The organism is Streptoverticillium olivoreticuli subsp. olivoreticuli (assembly GCF_003391135.1).
Lineage (GTDB): Bacteria > Actinomycetota > Actinomycetes > Streptomycetales > Streptomycetaceae > Streptomyces > Streptomyces blastmyceticus.
The window spans coordinates 5,254,600-5,270,470 of record NZ_CP031455.1; the positions used below are offsets into that span (position 1 = coordinate 5,254,600).

General features: G+C 72.6%; 10 protein-coding genes. 2 read left to right on the top strand and 8 right to left on the bottom strand.

Features of this window, described 5'->3' with window-relative positions:
• Window positions 1–32 precede the first annotated feature (32 nt).
• The 4 genes from DXZ73_RS23110 to DXZ73_RS23125 form a co-directional block, all read right to left on the bottom strand.
• A complete protein-coding gene (locus tag DXZ73_RS23110; protein ID WP_162890295.1) occupies window positions 33–650 on the bottom strand; it encodes a TetR/AcrR family transcriptional regulator in 618 nt (205 codons plus the stop codon).
• A 143-nt stretch (window positions 651–793) separates the two neighbouring features.
• Window positions 794–1,471 carry an HAD family hydrolase gene (locus DXZ73_RS23115; RefSeq protein ID WP_116212995.1) on the bottom strand — a complete coding sequence of 226 codons (678 nt, stop codon included), beginning with the start codon at window positions 1,469–1,471 and terminating at the stop codon, window positions 794–796.
• A complete protein-coding gene (locus DXZ73_RS23120) occupies window positions 1,468–2,610 on the bottom strand; it encodes an acyl-CoA dehydrogenase family protein (RefSeq protein WP_116212996.1) in 1,143 nt (380 codons plus the stop codon). Before DXZ73_RS23120 ends, DXZ73_RS23115 begins: the two co-directional genes overlap by 4 nt.
• Window positions 2,604–3,689 (bottom strand): ScbA/BarX family gamma-butyrolactone biosynthesis protein, encoded by a 1,086-nt coding sequence (locus tag DXZ73_RS23125; protein WP_162890296.1) that lies wholly within the window; start codon window positions 3,687–3,689, stop codon window positions 2,604–2,606. The genes DXZ73_RS23120 and DXZ73_RS23125 overlap by 7 nt, the downstream gene beginning before the upstream one ends.
• 190 nt (window positions 3,690–3,879) lie before the next feature.
• Here DXZ73_RS23125 and DXZ73_RS23130 point away from each other — a divergent pair, with 190 nt between their 5' ends.
• The gene (locus DXZ73_RS23130; protein ID WP_240351452.1) at window positions 3,880–4,506 is read left to right on the top strand and encodes a ScbR family autoregulator-binding transcription factor; all 627 of its coding nucleotides are present in this window, start codon (window positions 3,880–3,882) and stop codon (window positions 4,504–4,506) included.
• Window positions 4,507–4,720: 214 nt separating this feature from the next.
• Here the strand turns inward: DXZ73_RS23130 and DXZ73_RS23135 are convergent, their stop codons facing one another.
• Window positions 4,721–5,455 (bottom strand): alpha/beta hydrolase, encoded by a 735-nt coding sequence (locus DXZ73_RS23135; protein WP_240351453.1) that lies wholly within the window; start codon window positions 5,453–5,455, stop codon window positions 4,721–4,723.
• A 100-nt stretch (window positions 5,456–5,555) separates the two neighbouring features.
• Here DXZ73_RS23135 and DXZ73_RS23140 point away from each other — a divergent pair, with 100 nt between their 5' ends.
• A complete protein-coding gene (locus tag DXZ73_RS23140; protein WP_116212998.1) occupies window positions 5,556–6,179 on the top strand; it encodes a LysE family translocator in 624 nt (207 codons plus the stop codon).
• A 310-nt stretch (window positions 6,180–6,489) separates the two neighbouring features.
• Here the strand turns inward: DXZ73_RS23140 and DXZ73_RS23145 are convergent, their stop codons facing one another.
• Genes DXZ73_RS23145 through DXZ73_RS23155 form a run of 3 tightly spaced genes read right to left on the bottom strand, consistent with a single transcriptional unit; the run spans window position 6,490 to window position 15,756 of the window.
• On the bottom strand, window positions 6,490–7,368 hold the full coding sequence (locus tag DXZ73_RS23145; RefSeq protein WP_116212999.1) for an SDR family NAD(P)-dependent oxidoreductase: 879 nt from the start codon (window positions 7,366–7,368) through the stop codon (window positions 6,490–6,492).
• Window positions 7,358–8,557 carry an FAD-dependent monooxygenase gene (locus DXZ73_RS23150; RefSeq protein WP_116213000.1) on the bottom strand — a complete coding sequence of 400 codons (1,200 nt, stop codon included), beginning with the start codon at window positions 8,555–8,557 and terminating at the stop codon, window positions 7,358–7,360. The genes DXZ73_RS23145 and DXZ73_RS23150 overlap by 11 nt, the downstream gene beginning before the upstream one ends.
• Before the next feature lie 2 nt (window positions 8,558–8,559).
• The gene (locus DXZ73_RS23155) at window positions 8,560–15,756 is read right to left on the bottom strand and encodes an amino acid adenylation domain-containing protein (RefSeq protein WP_116213001.1); all 7,197 of its coding nucleotides are present in this window, start codon (window positions 15,754–15,756) and stop codon (window positions 8,560–8,562) included.
• Between the last annotated feature and the right edge of the window lie 115 nt (window positions 15,757–15,871).

Genomic DNA, 15,871 nt, shown 5'->3' on the forward strand with positions numbered 1-15,871 from the left:
CCCATGGGCTGCTGATCATGCGTCATGCCTGGTCATGGGGCGTCCTCGCGGGCGTGGAGGGCGAGTTGGGGGTGGGGACTGAGCAGGTCGAGGAGCATCGCCCAGTCCTCCTCCAGGGGGGAGAGGCGGTCGTCGAGGGCCGGCGCGCCCGGGGCGTAGGGCGCGCCCCAGGCGACCGCCAGGAGCAGCCTGACGATGCGGTCGGGGGCGTACGAGGCCAGGATGACGCCCTCCTCCTGCCCGCGCCGGGCCAGGGCGGCCAGACAGTCCCGGATCTCCGACAGGGTCCTGGCCCCCCGGTCCGTGGCGATGCCCCCGTCCGCGAACAGCCGCAGCGCCGCCCGCATCCGTACGTCCGACTCCAGCCGCCTGGCCAGGCTCAACGCGGCCGCGAGCAGCGTCGCGGGCGCCGGCCGGTCCAGGTCTCCCCAGGCCGCGCGGATGTCGTCCCAGGCGTCGGCGAAGTGCTGGAGCAGGGCGTGTGCCAGGTCTTCCTTGGACGGGAAGTGGGCGTAGAGGGCGCCTTTGGTCATGCCGATGCGGGTCGCCACCGTCTGCAGGACGGTATTGGCGTAGCCGTGCCGGGCGAATTCCTCGGCGGCGGCGTCGAGTACATGTTCCCTGGTCCGCCTGGCGCGTTCCTGGATCACCGGGTTCCTCCGTTTCTCTGTGTGTGCCCCCGTGGTTGCCAAAAAGATACCCCCTGGAAGGAATGTTTTATGCCGTCAAAACGCAGAACGGGCCGGATTTGGCTGAGCCCAGCCAAATCCGGCCCGTTCGGGGATCCCCGTGCCTACAGCGGCACGGGCAGCTCCAGCGGCCCCGTCTCGCACGGGAGACGCAACCAGCGCTCGCGCACGGCGTGTTCGGCGAGCACGGGGTCCGTGCCCACCGCCGCCGCCGTGCCCACGCTCCTCAGGAGCGGGAGGTCGCTCGCGTGGTCGCCGTAGGCGTGGCAGTCCGCGGGCGAGGCCCCGGCGGCCGCCATCAACACCGCCGCGGCCTCGGCCTTCGCCTCGCCGATCATCGGGCGGACGATCTCGCCGGTGAGCACGCCGGAGGCGTCGACGCGCTGCGACGTGCACAGGATGCGGTCCGCGCCCAGGTCGGCGGCGAGCGGGGCCAGGCAGGGCCACAGCGAGCCGGAGACGAGCACGACCATGTGGCCGAGGGCCCGGTGCCGGCGCAGCGCGGTGACGGCGGGGAGGACGAAGGCGTGCGGGTCCGTGCGGAAGTCGCGGTACCACTCGCGCCCCGCCGTCTGCAGCTCATGGGCGGGCACGCCCGCGAAGCGCCGGTAGTAGGCGCGGTTGAGCTCGCTCCGGTCCTTCCCGGTGAGCGCGGTCGCCTCCGGGCCACCGGTCTCGCCCGGCGGGTGGAGGGCGTCCCACCAGTCCCGGAAGAGCAGCATGCTCTTGCCGTTGATCAGCGTCTCGTCGACATCGAAAAAGGCCACCGGCCGTACGGTCATGACCCGTTGGCCTCCTTGTCGGTATCGGGGAAGGTGTCGGGGAAGGCCGCGTCGGCGTAGGCCGCGGCGGCCGTGTCGAAGTCCAGCGTCGCGTGCGCGGCGGCGGCGGTGACGTCGCGCCACTTCTGCTGCAGGGGGTTGCCGTCGGCGAGCGCGCCCGCGCCACCGGCGTGGAAGAGGCGGTCCACGGCCTGTGAGCACAGGGCGGCGGCCATGGCCGCGTCCCGCCTGCACTCGGCGACCACCTCGGGCGTCACCACCGCGCCGTCCGCCCGTTCCGCCACGTCGTTCAGCAGCAGCCGGGCCGCCTTGAGCTTCGCCGAGGACTCGGCGACGAGGTGCCGGGCCGCGGGGGACTGTGCCGCGGCCCGCCCGTCGACCCGCTTGCGGCCCGCCGTGGCGGCGACCCACAGGGTGTGCGCGGACTCCGCCGCGCCCAGCAGCGGCGCGGCGAACTGCAGCGCCGCCACCATCGGATACGGCACGGCGTGACACCGCGCCGCACCCGGCCTCGGGCCGAGCAACTCGCCCAGGGCGAAGGTCCGGTGGGCCGGTACGAACAGCCCGTCCGCCGTGGCCGTGTTGCTTCCCGTGCCGCGCAGTCCGAGCGGCCGCCAGGTGTCGAGCACGGTCACCTCGGACCGCGGCACGGCGAAGATCCGGTGCTCCCGCCCCGCGGGACCGTCCGTCCAGCTGGCCAGCAGGATCCAGTCCGCGTGGTCCACACCGCTGGCGTACGCCCAGCGGCCGCTCAGGCGCCAGCCGTCCGGGTGGGGCGTCGCCTCGCCCTGAGGCGGGACGACCGACGCGGCGATCCGTACGTCCGGGCCGGCGCCCCACAGCTCCCGCTGCCCCTGCTCGGGGAGGTAGGAGGCGAGGCGGCCGTGCGCCGCGTAGAGCGCCGCGCACCACGCGGCGGAGGCGCAGGCACCGGCGACCGAGGCGGTCGCGGTGAGGAAGTCGGTGAACGTGCCCTCGTGGCCGCCCCAGCGGCGCGGCACGAAGTGCCGGGCGAACCCCGCGTCGCGCACGGCTTCCGCCGTGTCGGGCGTCAAGCGGCGCTGGTCCTCGGCGAGTTGGGCATCGCGAAGGGCGGTGGACAGCACCGCCGCCGGGGCGATCCCGGTGCGGGTCAGCATGTGACGGCCTCCCAGTCGGCGAGCAGCGTCCAGGACGGCGCGGCGCCGACGAAGCGGGCACCGGTCAGCGTGCGGTCGCCCTGCACCGCGGTCGCCTCGAACCCGGCGCGCGACGGGCCCGGCTCGGGAAGGGGGCGGACGACGATGTCGATGGGGTGGTCGAGCTCGCCGAAGCAGCTGAACTCGGCCTCCAGCGAGGAGACCATCCACGGCACCAGCCGGGAGACAGCGCCGAACTCCCGTACGTACGAGGCGTGGGCCGCCTGGTTCAGCGCCTCCAGCAGCACCATGCCCGGGACGTGGTCGGAGCCGTGGTCGAAGTGGACCGGGTGGCCGCGGTCCATGCGCAGCCGCCAGGTGTCCTCGGGGGCGCCCGGCACCTCGGCCAGCAGGACGTCCCGGTCCTGGTGGCGGCCGACGGTGCCGGGGGAGAGGGCGAAGGTGCCCGCCGCGGGGTCGTCCGTGGCGCACGCCGCGTCGAGGGCGGGGCGGTTGCGGTGCCGCAGCACGTCGTACGCCCCCTGGGGGAGGACGGCCCAGCGGAAGTCCGCGCGGCCGTACCAACGCCCGTGAATATAAAGGGAGACCGACAGCTGCATGCTGAAGCGGTTCGGCCGGGTGGAGGTCCGGACGCAGGTGACGTCGAGGACGACGGGCAGGGCCGCGCTCTCGTCGAAGGGCAGGCCCCGCGGGACGATGTCCGTGCTGAGGTGGCTGAGCACGAAGTGCTGCCCGTCGGCCGGTATCCCGTAGAAGGTGTGCGAGAGGTAGATGGCCGACTGCCGCATGGACTCGACCAGCAGCGTCGGGTCGCCTGCCCCGGACGGGCCCGGCCGGTAGAGCAGGTGGTCGGGGGACCAGGCCGCCGCCACGAGGAACCGGTCCTTGCCCACCTGTTCCGCGTCGGTGAGCAGGACCTGGCTGTCGGCGGCCTTGTGGACCAGACGGCGCTCGACGGTGGGAGCGAATCTGAGCCGACGGGTGCTGCCGAGAGCGTTGTTGACGATCTCCATGGCGTCGACGGCGGTGGTGACGGCCGGGCGCGGCGTGGCAGCGGGAACGGTGTGAACAGCCTGCACGATTGGACTCCCCCCCTGTGGAGCGCCGACGGGGTTTCCCTCGTCGGTGCGTGCTCCGGGTACGACACTCAGTGCTTGATGAAACCGAAAATATACCTGCGGGAAGGTATATTGCAAGGGAGAGGTTCGGGAGTCGTCCCCGGTGCCCCGGCCGCCTCTCTCCGCCGCCCCCATCGACAGGAGAAGAAGTGTGACGACCAGGCAGCGAAAGACCCCCGTTCGTGCCACTGCCGACCTCAAGCAGGACCGGGCCATCCGCACCAGGGCGCAGACCCTGCACGTGGCCGCCCAGCTCTTCGCCGAACGGGGCTTCCGGGCCACCTCGATGCAGCACGTCGCCGAGCGGCTGGGCATGACGAAGGGGGCCGTCTACTTCCACTTCCCGACGAAGGAGTCCCTCGCGGTCGCCATCGTCGAGGAGCACTACGGGCGTTGGCCCATGGTGGTGAAGGAGGTGCAGGCGGAGGGGCTGAGCCCCATGCGCACCGCGGAGGAGATCCTCAACCGCGCGGCGGTCGCCTTCCGCGACGACCCCGTCATGCAGGCGGGCGCCCGGCTCCAGCTCGAGCGCCCGCACATTGACGCGGAGTTGCCCACTCCGTATCTGGAGTGGACGCAGCTGCTGACGTCCCTGCTGGTCACCGCCCGCTACAGCGGCGAGCTTCGGGAAGGCATCGATCCGGAGGCGGGGGCGCGGACGCTGGTGTCGGCGTTCTTCGGGATGCAGCACATTTCGGATGTGCTTGCGCATAGGGCGGACATTGTGGAGCGGTGGGGTGAGGTCAGGGAGCTGACGTTTTTCGCGTTGCGGGCGTAGCCCGGTTGTTTGGTCGGGTGCGGTCCGTTGCGCCTGCGGCGGGCTTTGTCCCCTATCCCGCCCCTTCCCGAAACTGGGGGCAAGCCCCCAGACCCCCAGGGTGCGCAATCAGCCCGTCCGGCGTTTGAGGACAAGCGGCGCAGCCGCTTCAGGGGGTCCGGGGTCTCCCCGGTTTCGGGAAGGGGCGGGGTAGGGGAAAGCCCGCCGCAGGCGCTCAGGCGCGGAGCCCCATGGCCGCCGACAAGATCGCTCGCACCGTCGCCTCCCCGCCCACCCGCGCCCAGTCCGACGCGCTCGGCACGCAGCGGCCCGCCACCGCGTCGTACGCGCTCATGAGCACGCCCGCATGGTCGGACACCGGCTCCGTCAGCCGTACCGGCCAGCCCCGCGCGGCCAGCGCCTCGGCGAAGACGCGGGAGTGGGTCACGTCGAGCTCGTCCTCGGTGCCGTGCACCAGTTGGACGGGCACGGCTTCGGGGGCGTGCGCCACGACGTCGTCCAGCGGTGCCGTGCCCGTCGTGCGCGCGGGCACGTCGTAGCGCCCCGCTATGCCGACCACGGCGGCGGGGCGCGGGCCGTCGAACAGGTCGGGGCGCGTCGCGAGACCCACCGCCGCGCCCGCTCCCGCGGACCAGCCGGCCACCACGAGCCGGTCGGCGTCCGCGCCGTGCCCGGCCGCTTCCTCGTGGACGAACTCCAGCGAGTCCAGCAGGTGTGCCCGGCCGCGGTCGGGCGCGTCGGAGCGCCAGTCGGGGGCGAACACCACGACCCCGGACGCCGCGGCCGCCTCCGCGACCGGGCGGAGTACGTCCCGCTCGTCCGGGCCCATTCCGTGCCAGATCAGCACGGCGGGGAGCGGGTCCGGCCCGCCTCTCGCGGAGGGCCGGTAGATGTCGACGGCCTTGCCGTTGGCCATGCGGCCGGTGGCGCGGGTCACTTCGGATTGCATGATCACGGGCTCCTCTTCGCGTGCGCTGATCCGTAATCTTCTCGTGCAGGCGGCTCCCGGAGGGCTCCTGTGCCAACAGCCGTCACCGCAGGGGAGTTCCATGGTCAGCGTTCACGCGTTCCTCGGCATGGCCGCCGTCGCTCTGGGGATGGTGCTGACCCCGGGGCCGAACATGATGTATCTGGTGTCGCGGTCGGTGACCCAGGGGCGGCGGGCGGGGCTGATCTCGCTGCTGGGTGTGGCGGTGGGGTTCTTCGTCTATCTCCTGGCCGCGATCGCCGGGATAGCGACCCTCTTCGCCCTGGTCCCCGCCGTCTACACCACGGTCAAGCTCGCGGGCGCGGCCTATCTCGCCTATCTGGCCTGGAAGGCCCTCAAGCCCGGCGGGGTCTCCGCCTTCGACCCGAAGCCGCTGCCGCCGGACCCGCCGCGGAAGCTCTTCACGATGGGGCTGGTCACCAACCTCCTCAACCCCAAGATCGCCATCCTCTACATCTCGGTGCTGCCCCAGTTCGTCGACCCGGACCATGGCTCGGTCGCCTTCCAGAGCCTGCTGCTCGGGCTCACCCAGATCGTCATCGCGGTCACCGTCAACGGGCTCATCGCCATGACCGCGGGCTCCATCGCCGGTTTCCTGAAGGAGCGTCCGCGCTGGCTGCGGATGCAGCGCTATGTGATGGGCGTGATGCTGGCGGGGATCTCGGTGCGGGTGGCGTCGACCTGATTCGGGACCCGTTCTCGGGTGCGGGTCCGTTGCCGTCTGCGGCAGGCTTGCGCGGCTCCGCCGAGGCCGGGGCCTCAGCCCCGGACCCGTTCTCGGGTGCGGCCCGGCGGGCGCTTTTTCCCCAGCCCCGCCCCTTCCCGAAACTGGGGCTTCGCCCCAGACCCCGGAGCACGCTTCGCGCGCTGTCCTCAATCGCCGGACGGGCTGGTTTTCCAGCCCGTCCGGCGATTGAGGACGCGCCCGCAGGGCGCCCCCGCCGCAGGCGGCAACGGCGGGACAGCCGGGGGTCCGGGGCGCCCCGCCCCCGCCGTCAGCGCGTAATAGGTGCCAAATACCGGTCCAGCGCAGCATCCGGCAGGACACGGGACAGCACGCGGAAGTTGCGTACATCCGCCCCCACCCCGTAGCGCGACTTCGGGCGGGCGTCCGTGAGGGCGCGGGCGACGGCCCGGGAGAAGTGCGCCGGGGTCGTCGAACTGGCCCTGGCGCCCCGCTCGTTCTGGTGCAGGAAGCGGCTGAAGGGAATCCGGTACAGCTCCGCGATCCCCTCCGGCACGGACTCCAGCGCGGCCCGCCCCGCGTCCGCGACCTTCCCCCAGATCGGTGTCACGATCGCACCGGGCTGGACCACGCAGACGTCGACGCCGAAAGCGCGGAGCTCGCGCCGCAGGACGTCCGTCAGCGCCTCCTTGGCGAACTGCGCGGCCGAGTAGGCGCCCATGTAGGGGACGGCGACGCTGCCGAGCCCGGAGGTCACGTTGACGACCCGGCCGCGGCTGCGCCGCAGCATCGGCAGGAAGGCGCGGGTGACGGCGAGCTGCCCGACGACGTTCGTGTCGAGCTGGCGGCGCAGCTCCTCGGTCGTGAGGCACTCCAGGGGCGCGGCGACGCACACCCCGGCGTTGTTGACGACGGCCCACAGGCCGTCCTCGCCGACCGAGGCGGCGATCTCCTTCGCCGCCGCGGCGATCGACCCGTCGTCGGTGACGTCGATCCGCACGGGCGTGAGCCTGCCGTACGCGACGGCGGCCAGCTCGTCGCCGTCCGCCGCCTTGCGGACCCCGGCGAAGACGTGGAAGCCCGCCTGCGCCAGGTGCAGCGCGCACTCCCGGCCGAGTCCGGAGGACGCCCCGGTGACCAGGACGGCCCGGCCGGCCGGGGACACGGGCGCGGTGCCTCTACTGGACATGTGCTGCCTCCGCTGTGGTGTAGCCGGGGAAGGTGAGGGAGTCCTCCAGCGTGCGGGTGAGCCGCGCCGCGGGGAGGAACTTGAAGTACGCGTCGCGGACCGGGCGCCGGATCGGGTTCTCCGACTGCTCGAAGTCGCTGATGCCGCGGGAGGCGGCGACCATCCCGCGGGCCCGCTCCCGGCGTTCGTCCTCGTAGCGGCGCAGCCCCCGGGTCAGGTCGTCGGCCGAGCCGAGGACGCGGGCGAGGACGGCGGCGTCCTCGATCGCCATGCCCGAGCCCTGGCCGAGGCTGGTGAGCATCGGGTGCGCGGCGTCGCCGAGGAGGGTGACCGGGCCCTTGCCCCAGCGCTCCAGGAAGGGCCGGTCGCGGGAGGGCACGGCGATGATGGACTCCTCGGGCGTCACCCGGATCGCTTTCTGCACCTCGTCGGCCCAGCCCGCGTACGAGCGCAGGACCTCGGACTTGCCGCCGCGCCAGTCGCGGGACTGCGACGCGGGCATGTTCTTGGTGCCCCACCAGTAGAGCCGGCCGCCGCCCATGTCGACGAGCCCGAACCGCTTGCCGCTGCCCCAGTAGTGGGTCACCGACCCCTGGGTGAAGCGCGGGTGCTCGAAGGGGACGATCGCGAGCCAGACGATGTAGCCGCTGTCCTTGGAGCTCTCGCCGGGGCCGACGAGCTGGCGGCGTACGACGGAGTTGAACCCGTCGGCGCCGATGAGCACGTCGCCCTCCGTCTCGCTCCCGTCCTCGAAGCGGACCCGTACGCCCCCGGTCGCCTCGTCCGTCTCGAACTCCTTCGCCGTGGCGCCGAGATGGATCGGGATGCCCTCCGCGGCGGCCAGCAGGGCCTGCTGGAGGTCGGAGCGGGTGATCAGGACGCTGGGCACGCCGAGCCGGGAGATGATGCCGGGGAAGGGGAACTCCCTGATCAGCCGGCCGCGGGCGGTCCTGACGTGGTACGACTCCAGGACCTGGCCGCGCTTCTCCAGACCGAGGTCGATGCCGATCGAGTCGAGGGCCGCGATGGCGTTGCTCATCACGGACAGCCCGGAACCGGCGGCCTTCAGCTCGGTCGCCCGCTCGTGCACCTCGACGTCGATGCCGACCTTGCGCAGGGCGACGGCGGTGGCGAGGCCGCCTATGCCCGCGCCGATGACGATGGCCTTCTTGGCCTGCTTCTGACTCATGGTCACTCACCCATCAATTCGAAGACGGTCTCGACCACATGCTTCACGAAGGGCTCTTCCATGATGGTGAGATGGTCGCCTTCCACGTCGATTCTCTTGAAGTCGCCTGTGGTGCGCTCGCGCCAGCCGTTGGTGGGGTCCCGGTGCATGGACTGGATCGAGGTGTGCATGTTGTCCAGGACCGGGGGCAGCGGCTTCTTGGCGCGGATCAGCACCATGTCCTGCTCGACGGGCTCGGGCCGGTAGGCGAACGCGGCCCGCCAGTTGGCCTCGTAGACACTGAAGAGCCGCCGGACGATCGCGCCGGAGGCCCCGGCGGGCAGCACGCCCTCGTCGACCGCGAGCTGGGCGATGAAGTCGAACTTCTCCTCCAGCGTCGCCAGGTGCGCCGGAATGATCTCCTCCGGGGACTCGCCGCCGCGCTTGAGCCAGAGCAGCTCCCAGAAGAACCAGGTGAGCAGGGCGTCGTCGCCGGTGGCGGTGCGGCGGCCCGGGTTGAGGGCCGTGGTGTCGAGGAGGACCAGGCTCGCGATCTCCTCGCCCGCCGCCCGCAGTTGCCGCGCCATCTCGAAGGCCACGAAGCCTCCGAAGGACCAGCCTCCGATCGCGTACGGGCCGCTGGGCTGCACCCGCTTCATGGCCTCGATGTAGCTCGCGGCGATCTCCGGGACGCTGCGCAGCGGTTCGGTGCCCGCGTCGCTGCCCGCCGCCTGGAGGGCGTAGAACGGCTGGCCCTTCGGCAGGTGGTCGGTGAAGCGGAGGTAGCACAGGACGTTGCCGCCCATGGGGTGGACGAAGAACACCGGCCGCTTGTCGCCCGCGGGCCGGATGGGCACCAGCGGGTCGAAGGCGGACACCGCGCCGCCGCCGCGCAGCCGGTCGGCGAGCTCGGCGACGGTGGGCGAGGCGACGAACTCCGACAGCGGGACGTTGATGCCGTAGCGCTGCTCGATCAGGACGACCAGGCGCATCGCGGTGAGCGAGGTGCCGCCGAGGTCGAAGATGTTGTCGTGGACGCCGAGGGCGGGCAGTTGGAGCAGCTCGCCGAGTATCTCCGCGAGGCTGCGCTCGTACTCGTCGCGGGGCGCCGTGGCATCGCCCTGGGTGCCCGCGGTGAGCTGGACGCGGCGCAGGGCGGCGTCGTCCCGCTTGCCGCTGGGGGTGAGCGGCAGCGCGTCGAGCCACTCGAAGTGCGACGGGATCATGTAGTCGGGCAGCACCGTGCGCAGCTGCTTGCCGAGCTGGTCCAGGTCGGTGCGCCCGGCGTCGCCGACCAGGAAGGCGGCGAGGAAGGAGTCGTTGCCCTCGCGGCGGCGGGCGACGACGGCGGCCTCGGTCAGCCCCGGGTGGTCCTGCGCGAAGCGGGTGATGGCCAGCTCGACCTCGGCGGGTTCGACGCGGAAGCCGCGCACCTTGACCTGCGAGTCCTCCCGGCCGACGCAGACGATGGCGCCGTCGGGGAGGCGGAAGCCGAGGTCGCCGGTGCGGTAGAGGCGCTCGGTGCGCCCGGCGACGGTGCGGGTGACGAACCGCTCGGCGGTCAGCTCCGGCTGGTCGACGTAGCCGTCCGCGAGGCAGGCGCCGGCGAGGTAGAGCTCGCCCTTCACGCCGTCCGGCACGGGCCGCAGCCGCGCGTCGAGTACATGCACGGCGGCGCTGTCGACAGCGGTGCCGATGGGCGGCAGCGCGGGCCAGGCGGCGGGGTCGCCGGTCATGGTGTGGGCGGTGACGACGTGCGACTCGGTGGGCCCGTACTGGTTCTCCAGGATCACCCCGGGCAGCCGCTCGCACAGCGTGCGGATCTCGTCGGTGACGCGCAGCTGTTCGCCGGAGGACGCCAGCACCTTGATGCCCCTGGGCACGGTGTCGAGCGCCACCGCCGTCTCGGCGAGCTGCTGGAGCGCGACGTAGGGCAGGTAGAGCCGCTCGACGCCGTGCCGGTCCAGCAGGCGCAGCAGGGCGGGCATGTCGCGCCGCTCGTCCTCGGCGATCACCAGCAGGTTCCCGCCGCCGCAGAGCGTGGAGAAGATCTCCTGGAAGGAGACGTCGAAGCTCATGGGGGCGTACTGCGCGGTCGTGCCGCCGACGACGCCGCTGGGGACGCGGTTCTGCCAGGCCACGAGGCCCGCGAGCGACCGGTGGGGCATCGCGACGCCCTTGGGCTTCCCGGTGCTGCCGGAGGTGAAGAGGATGTACGCGACGGACTCCGGCGCGACCGACGGCAGCGGGGCGTCCGCCGGGGCCTCGCCGTCGAAGATCTCCTCGGCGGTGAGGACCGCGGTGCCGTCGGTGAGGAGGTGCGCCTGGTCGCTGTGGGCGACGACCCGGAAGGGGCGCGCCTGCTCCAGCATCGCGGCGAGCCGCTCCTGGGGATAGGCGGTGTCCAGTGGCACGGTGGCGGCGCCCGCCCTGAGCACGCCGAGGATCACGGCGATCGTCTCGGGCGAGCGGCGCATCGCGATGCCCACCCGGTCGCCGGGCTCCGATCCCAGGGAGACCAGCGTGCGGGCGACCCGGGCGGAGGCGCTCTCCAGCTCCGCGTACGTCCAGCGGGTCTCCCCGAAGGTGAGGGCGGTGGCGTCCGGGGTGCGGGCGGCCCGCTCCTCGAAGAGGCGGACGACGTCGGGGTGCGCGCCGCCGGTCTCCGCCGGGAGCTCCGGGGCCTCGGCGAGGAACGCGAAGTCCGGTGTCTCGCCGGGGTGTTCGACCAGGCGGCGCAGGATGCCGGTGAACCCGTCGGCGTAGAGCTCGGCCTGTGCGGGGGTGAAGGTGCGGCCCTGGTGGTCCAGGCGCAGCGAGATGCTCCCGTCCGTCGGGTCGGTCATGGCGTTGACGAGGAGCTGGAAGTTGGTCTCCTCCCACGCCTGGAATGCGCGCAGCTCCACGCCCGGCAGCGTGAAGACCTCGGCGAGCTGGCGGAAGTGGATGTAGTTGAAGGCGGTCTCCAGGACGGTGACGCCGAGGTCCTCCTGGATGGAGCTGAGCGGGTAGCGCCGGTGCGGGTGGCTGTCCTGCTCCTGCCGGAACGCCTCGCGGACGACGTCGAGCCAGGTGTCGGCGGTCGTCTCCAGGCGGACGGGCATGGTGTTGAGGAAGAGGCCCGCGATGCGCTCGGAGCCGTCCTGCTCGGGGCGTCCGTGGGTGACGAGACCGGTGGTGACGTCGGTGGCGCCGGAGAACAGCCGCAGGGTCAGGCAGTGCGCGGCGAACAGCACGGACTTCACGGGCAGCGCGTGCTCCCGGGCGAAGGTGCGGATCGCGTCGGTGAGGCCGGCGGGCAGGTCGACCTTGCGGGTGATCAGCTCCTCGCCGCCCGGCGCCTCGTGCGGCCGGAACGCGCCGAGCTGCGGCAGCTGGGCGCCCTCCAGCCGCTCGCGCCAGTACGCGCGGGTGGCCTCGGACTCCAGGGCGAGCCGCTCGGCGCGGATGTGCTGTGCGGGGGTGGGCAGTTCGCGGTCCGCGACGGGATCGATGCCGAGGCCCAGGCCGTGCAGGTAGTCCTGGAACAGCTCGCGGACGAGGTTGGCGACGCTGCCGCCGTCGAGGATCGCGTGGTGGAAGCTGAGGACCAGCTCGACGGTCTCCTCGCGCAGGTGCACGCGGAAGTGGTAGAGCGGCGCCTGCTCGAAGACGTACGGGTGGAAGCGCCGCTCCTCGATGTGCCGGGTGATCTCGGCGCGGGCGGCGGTGTCGTCGTGGCCGCGCAGGTCGACGATGTCGAGCCCGCCCTCGACGGCCGGTGCCACGGTCTGGAGCGGCTCCGAGAAGGTGCCAAGGTCGAACGACGAACGCAGGACGGGGTGGCGGGCCACCAGCCGGCCGAAGGCGTGGCGGAAGCGGTCCTCGTCCCAGGGCAGCACGAAGGTGTACTGGAAGACGTCGCGGTAGACGGCCGAGTCCTCGCGGGCGCGGCTGTGGTAGAGCAGGCCGAGCTGGAGGCGGGACAGCGGATAGGCGTCCTCGCTGCCCTCCAGCCGGGCCCGGTCGACGCCGGACACCAGGCCGAAGGGTTCGAGCGCGGGCTCCGCCGCGGTCCGCGGGGCGCCGGTGGCGAGGGCGGCGAGACCGGCGACGGTGGGCTGCCGCATGAGGTCGGTGAGCGAGAAGTGGATGCCGCGCTTCTCGGCCTCCGCCCGCACCCTGAGCATCAGGATGGAGTCGCCGCCGAGCGCGAAGTAGTCGTCGTGGATGCCGACGCCGTCGACCTCCAGGAGATCGGCCCAGACCGCGGCGAGCGCCGCCTCGGTCTCGTCGCGGGGCGCGGCGTCCGTACGGGCCCGGCCGCCGTCGGCCGCGGGGGCGGGCAGGGCGCGGCGGTCGGCCTTGCCGTTCGGGGTGAGCGGGACGGCGTCGATCCGCACGTAGAGCGCGGGGATCATGAACTCCGGGAGGTTGTCCGCGAGTTCGGAGCGCAGCCGCGAGGGATCGATCGCCTCGTCCGCGACGTAGTAGCCCACGAGGTGGGTGCCGCGCGCCGGGGAGGTGCGGTCGACGACGACGGCGTCGCGCACGCCCGCGACCTTCGCGAGGTGGTGCTGCACCTCGCCGAGCTCGACGCGGTTGCCGCGGATCTTCACCTGGCCGTCGATGCGCCCGAGGTATTCGATGTTGCCGTCGGCCAGCCGGCGGGCGAGGTCGCCGGTGCGGTAGAGGCGGCCGCCGGGGGTGAACGGGTCGTCGGTGAACTTCTCGGCGGTCAGCTCCGGGCGCTCCAGGTAGCCGCGTGCCACCTGGACACCGCCGATGCACAGCTCGCCGGGCACGCCGACGGGCTGGAGTCCGCCGTGCGCGTCCAGGACGTACAGGCGGGTGTTGTCGACGGGCCGGCCGATCGGCACCCGGTGCACGGGCCCGTCGGCGGGGCAGTCGAAGTACGAGACGTCGACGGTGGCCTCGGTCGGGCCGTAGAGGTTCACCAGCTTCGGCGCCGACTCCCCGCCGAAGATCCGGTTGAACTGCTCGACGCGGGCGGCGGGCAGCGCCTCGCCGCTGCAGAAGACGTAGCGCAGCGACGCGGCCCGCTCGCGCAGCTCGGGGGCGTCGTCGAGCAGGTCGAGGAAGGGGCCGAGCATGGACGGCACGAAGTGCATGACCGTCACCCGCTGCCCGGCGAGGGTGTCGAGGATGCCCCGCGGGTCCTTCTCGCCGCCGACGGGCAGCAGCGCCAGGCCGGCGCCCTCGATCGCCCACCAGAACAGCTCCCACACCGACACGTCGAAGGAGATCGGCGTCTTCTGGAGCAGCACGTCGCCCTCGCCGACGGGGTAGCGGCTCTGCATCCAGGCGAGGCGGTTCACCACGGAGTGGTGCTCGACCATGACGCCCTTGGGCCTGCCGGTCGATCCGGAGGTGTAGATGACGTAGGCGAGGTTGCGGGAGGTGGCGACGGGTTCCAGGGGGCCTTCGGGGCCGTCCAGGAGATCGTCCACGCGCAGGACGCGCACGTCCTCGGCCACCTGCGGCTCGGGGGAGTCCCCGGCGACGAGCACGACCTTGGCGCGGCTGTCCTGGAGCAGGAACTCGATGCGCTCGGCGGGGTATCCGGGGTCGACGGGCACGTACGCGCCACCGGACTTGAGCACGCCGAGCAGCGCGACCAGGGTCCTGGGGGCGCGGCGCATCAGGACGGCGACCCGGTCGTCGGGCCGTACGCCCTCGGCGCGCAGGGCGCGCGCGAGCTGGTTGGCGCGGGCGTCGAGCTCGGCGTAGGTGAGCCCGGCGGACGTGCCGTCGGCGGCGATCGCGACCCGGTCCGGGGTCCGCGCGGCCTGCTCCTCGATGAGGCCGTGCAGGGTGCGGTCGCTCGCGTACGGCACGAGGGGGCCCTGGCCGGTCGTGATGAGGCCGGCGCGCTCGGCGTCGCCCAGGACGGGCAGGGTGACGGCGGGGCGGTCCTCCTGCTCGACGCCGCCCGTGATCAGGGCGTGCAGATGGGCGGCCACCGCCTCGACGGGGAAGTCCTCGTCGAAGACGTCACGGGCGTAGTCCAGGTCGATGCGCAGGTCCGTGTCGTCCTCGAAGGCGTGGATCTGCACGGACAGCGCGTCGGGCACGTGCACGGGGGCGTGGATGACGCTCTCGGCGGGGGCGTGGGGCACCTGCGGGCGGGGGTGCCGGAGGTAGGACAGCGTGATGTCGAACAGCTGCCGGGAGCCGGTGCCGGTCGCGGGCAGCGCGCGGAGCACGTCGCCGAGGGCGAGCCGCTCGTGGCCCTTGCTCGCGTCGGTCGCCTGCCGCACACGGCCGGCCAGCTCGTGGAGCGTGGCGTCGGCGGGCACGGCCACGCGCAGGGGCAGGTTGTTGGCGAACTGGCCGACGGTCCGCAGCTCGTGGTCCGTGCGGCGGTTGCGGAAGGGGACGCCGAGGACGATCTCGTCGGCGCGGTGGACGCGCGAGAAGTACGTCGCGAAGGCGGCCGCGATGAAGGAGAAGGGCGAGCTGCCGCCCTTGCGTATCCGCTCGACGAGCGCGGCCTCCACCGTGAACGTGTGGCGCCCGCTGCGCTGTTCGCGCTCCGCGCGGTGCGCCGCGGCGCGGGTGAACAGGGCGGGCACCACGCCGTCGAGGGCCTGCCGGTGGAAGGCGCGGTCCTGCTCGTGGCCTTCCGAGGCGCGGTAGGCGTCCTCGGTGGCGAGGGCGTCGAGGGGCGAGGGCGCGGCGGTGCCGTCCGGCTGCGCGCCGTCGGTGCCGCCGCGCGTGGCGCGGTCGTAGTCGGCCCAGGTCTGCAGGGAGACCTGGTTGGCCGCCCAGGCGTCCACGATCAAGTGGTGGGCGTTCAGGAACAGATGGGCGACCGACTCGCTCTCGCGCAGCACCGCCGCGGTGAACAGGCGGGCGCGGCGCAGCGGGAAGGGGCGGGTGAAGGAGCGCTCCCGCCAGGCGGCACAGGCGGCCCGCGGGTCCGCCTCGCCGGAGAAGTCGAGGTACTCCACCCACTCGGCAGCGGAACCGGCCGGGTCGGCGCCGGCGCCTTCGACCCACTGGCCGGGCACGCCGTCCAGCTCGTCGAAGCGCAGGGAAAATGCCTCGTTGCGGCGCAGCACACCGGTCAGGCAGCGGCGCAGCACCTCCAGATCGGCCCGGCCGTCGAGCCTTTCATGGATGACCACATTGAATTGGTGATCTCCGGGCGCGTGTGATTCCGCGGCCCAGATGTCACGCTGGTACGAGGTCAGGGGAAAAATACGGGGAGGCGTCATGGCCTTCCTTCCGCTTTTGACAAGGGGGGTTATATCCGGCCTCTCGCCCTGAACTTTATGTTTTGCATAACCGTCCGTACCACTACTTGTACGAGTAGAAGCCGACCACTCGTTC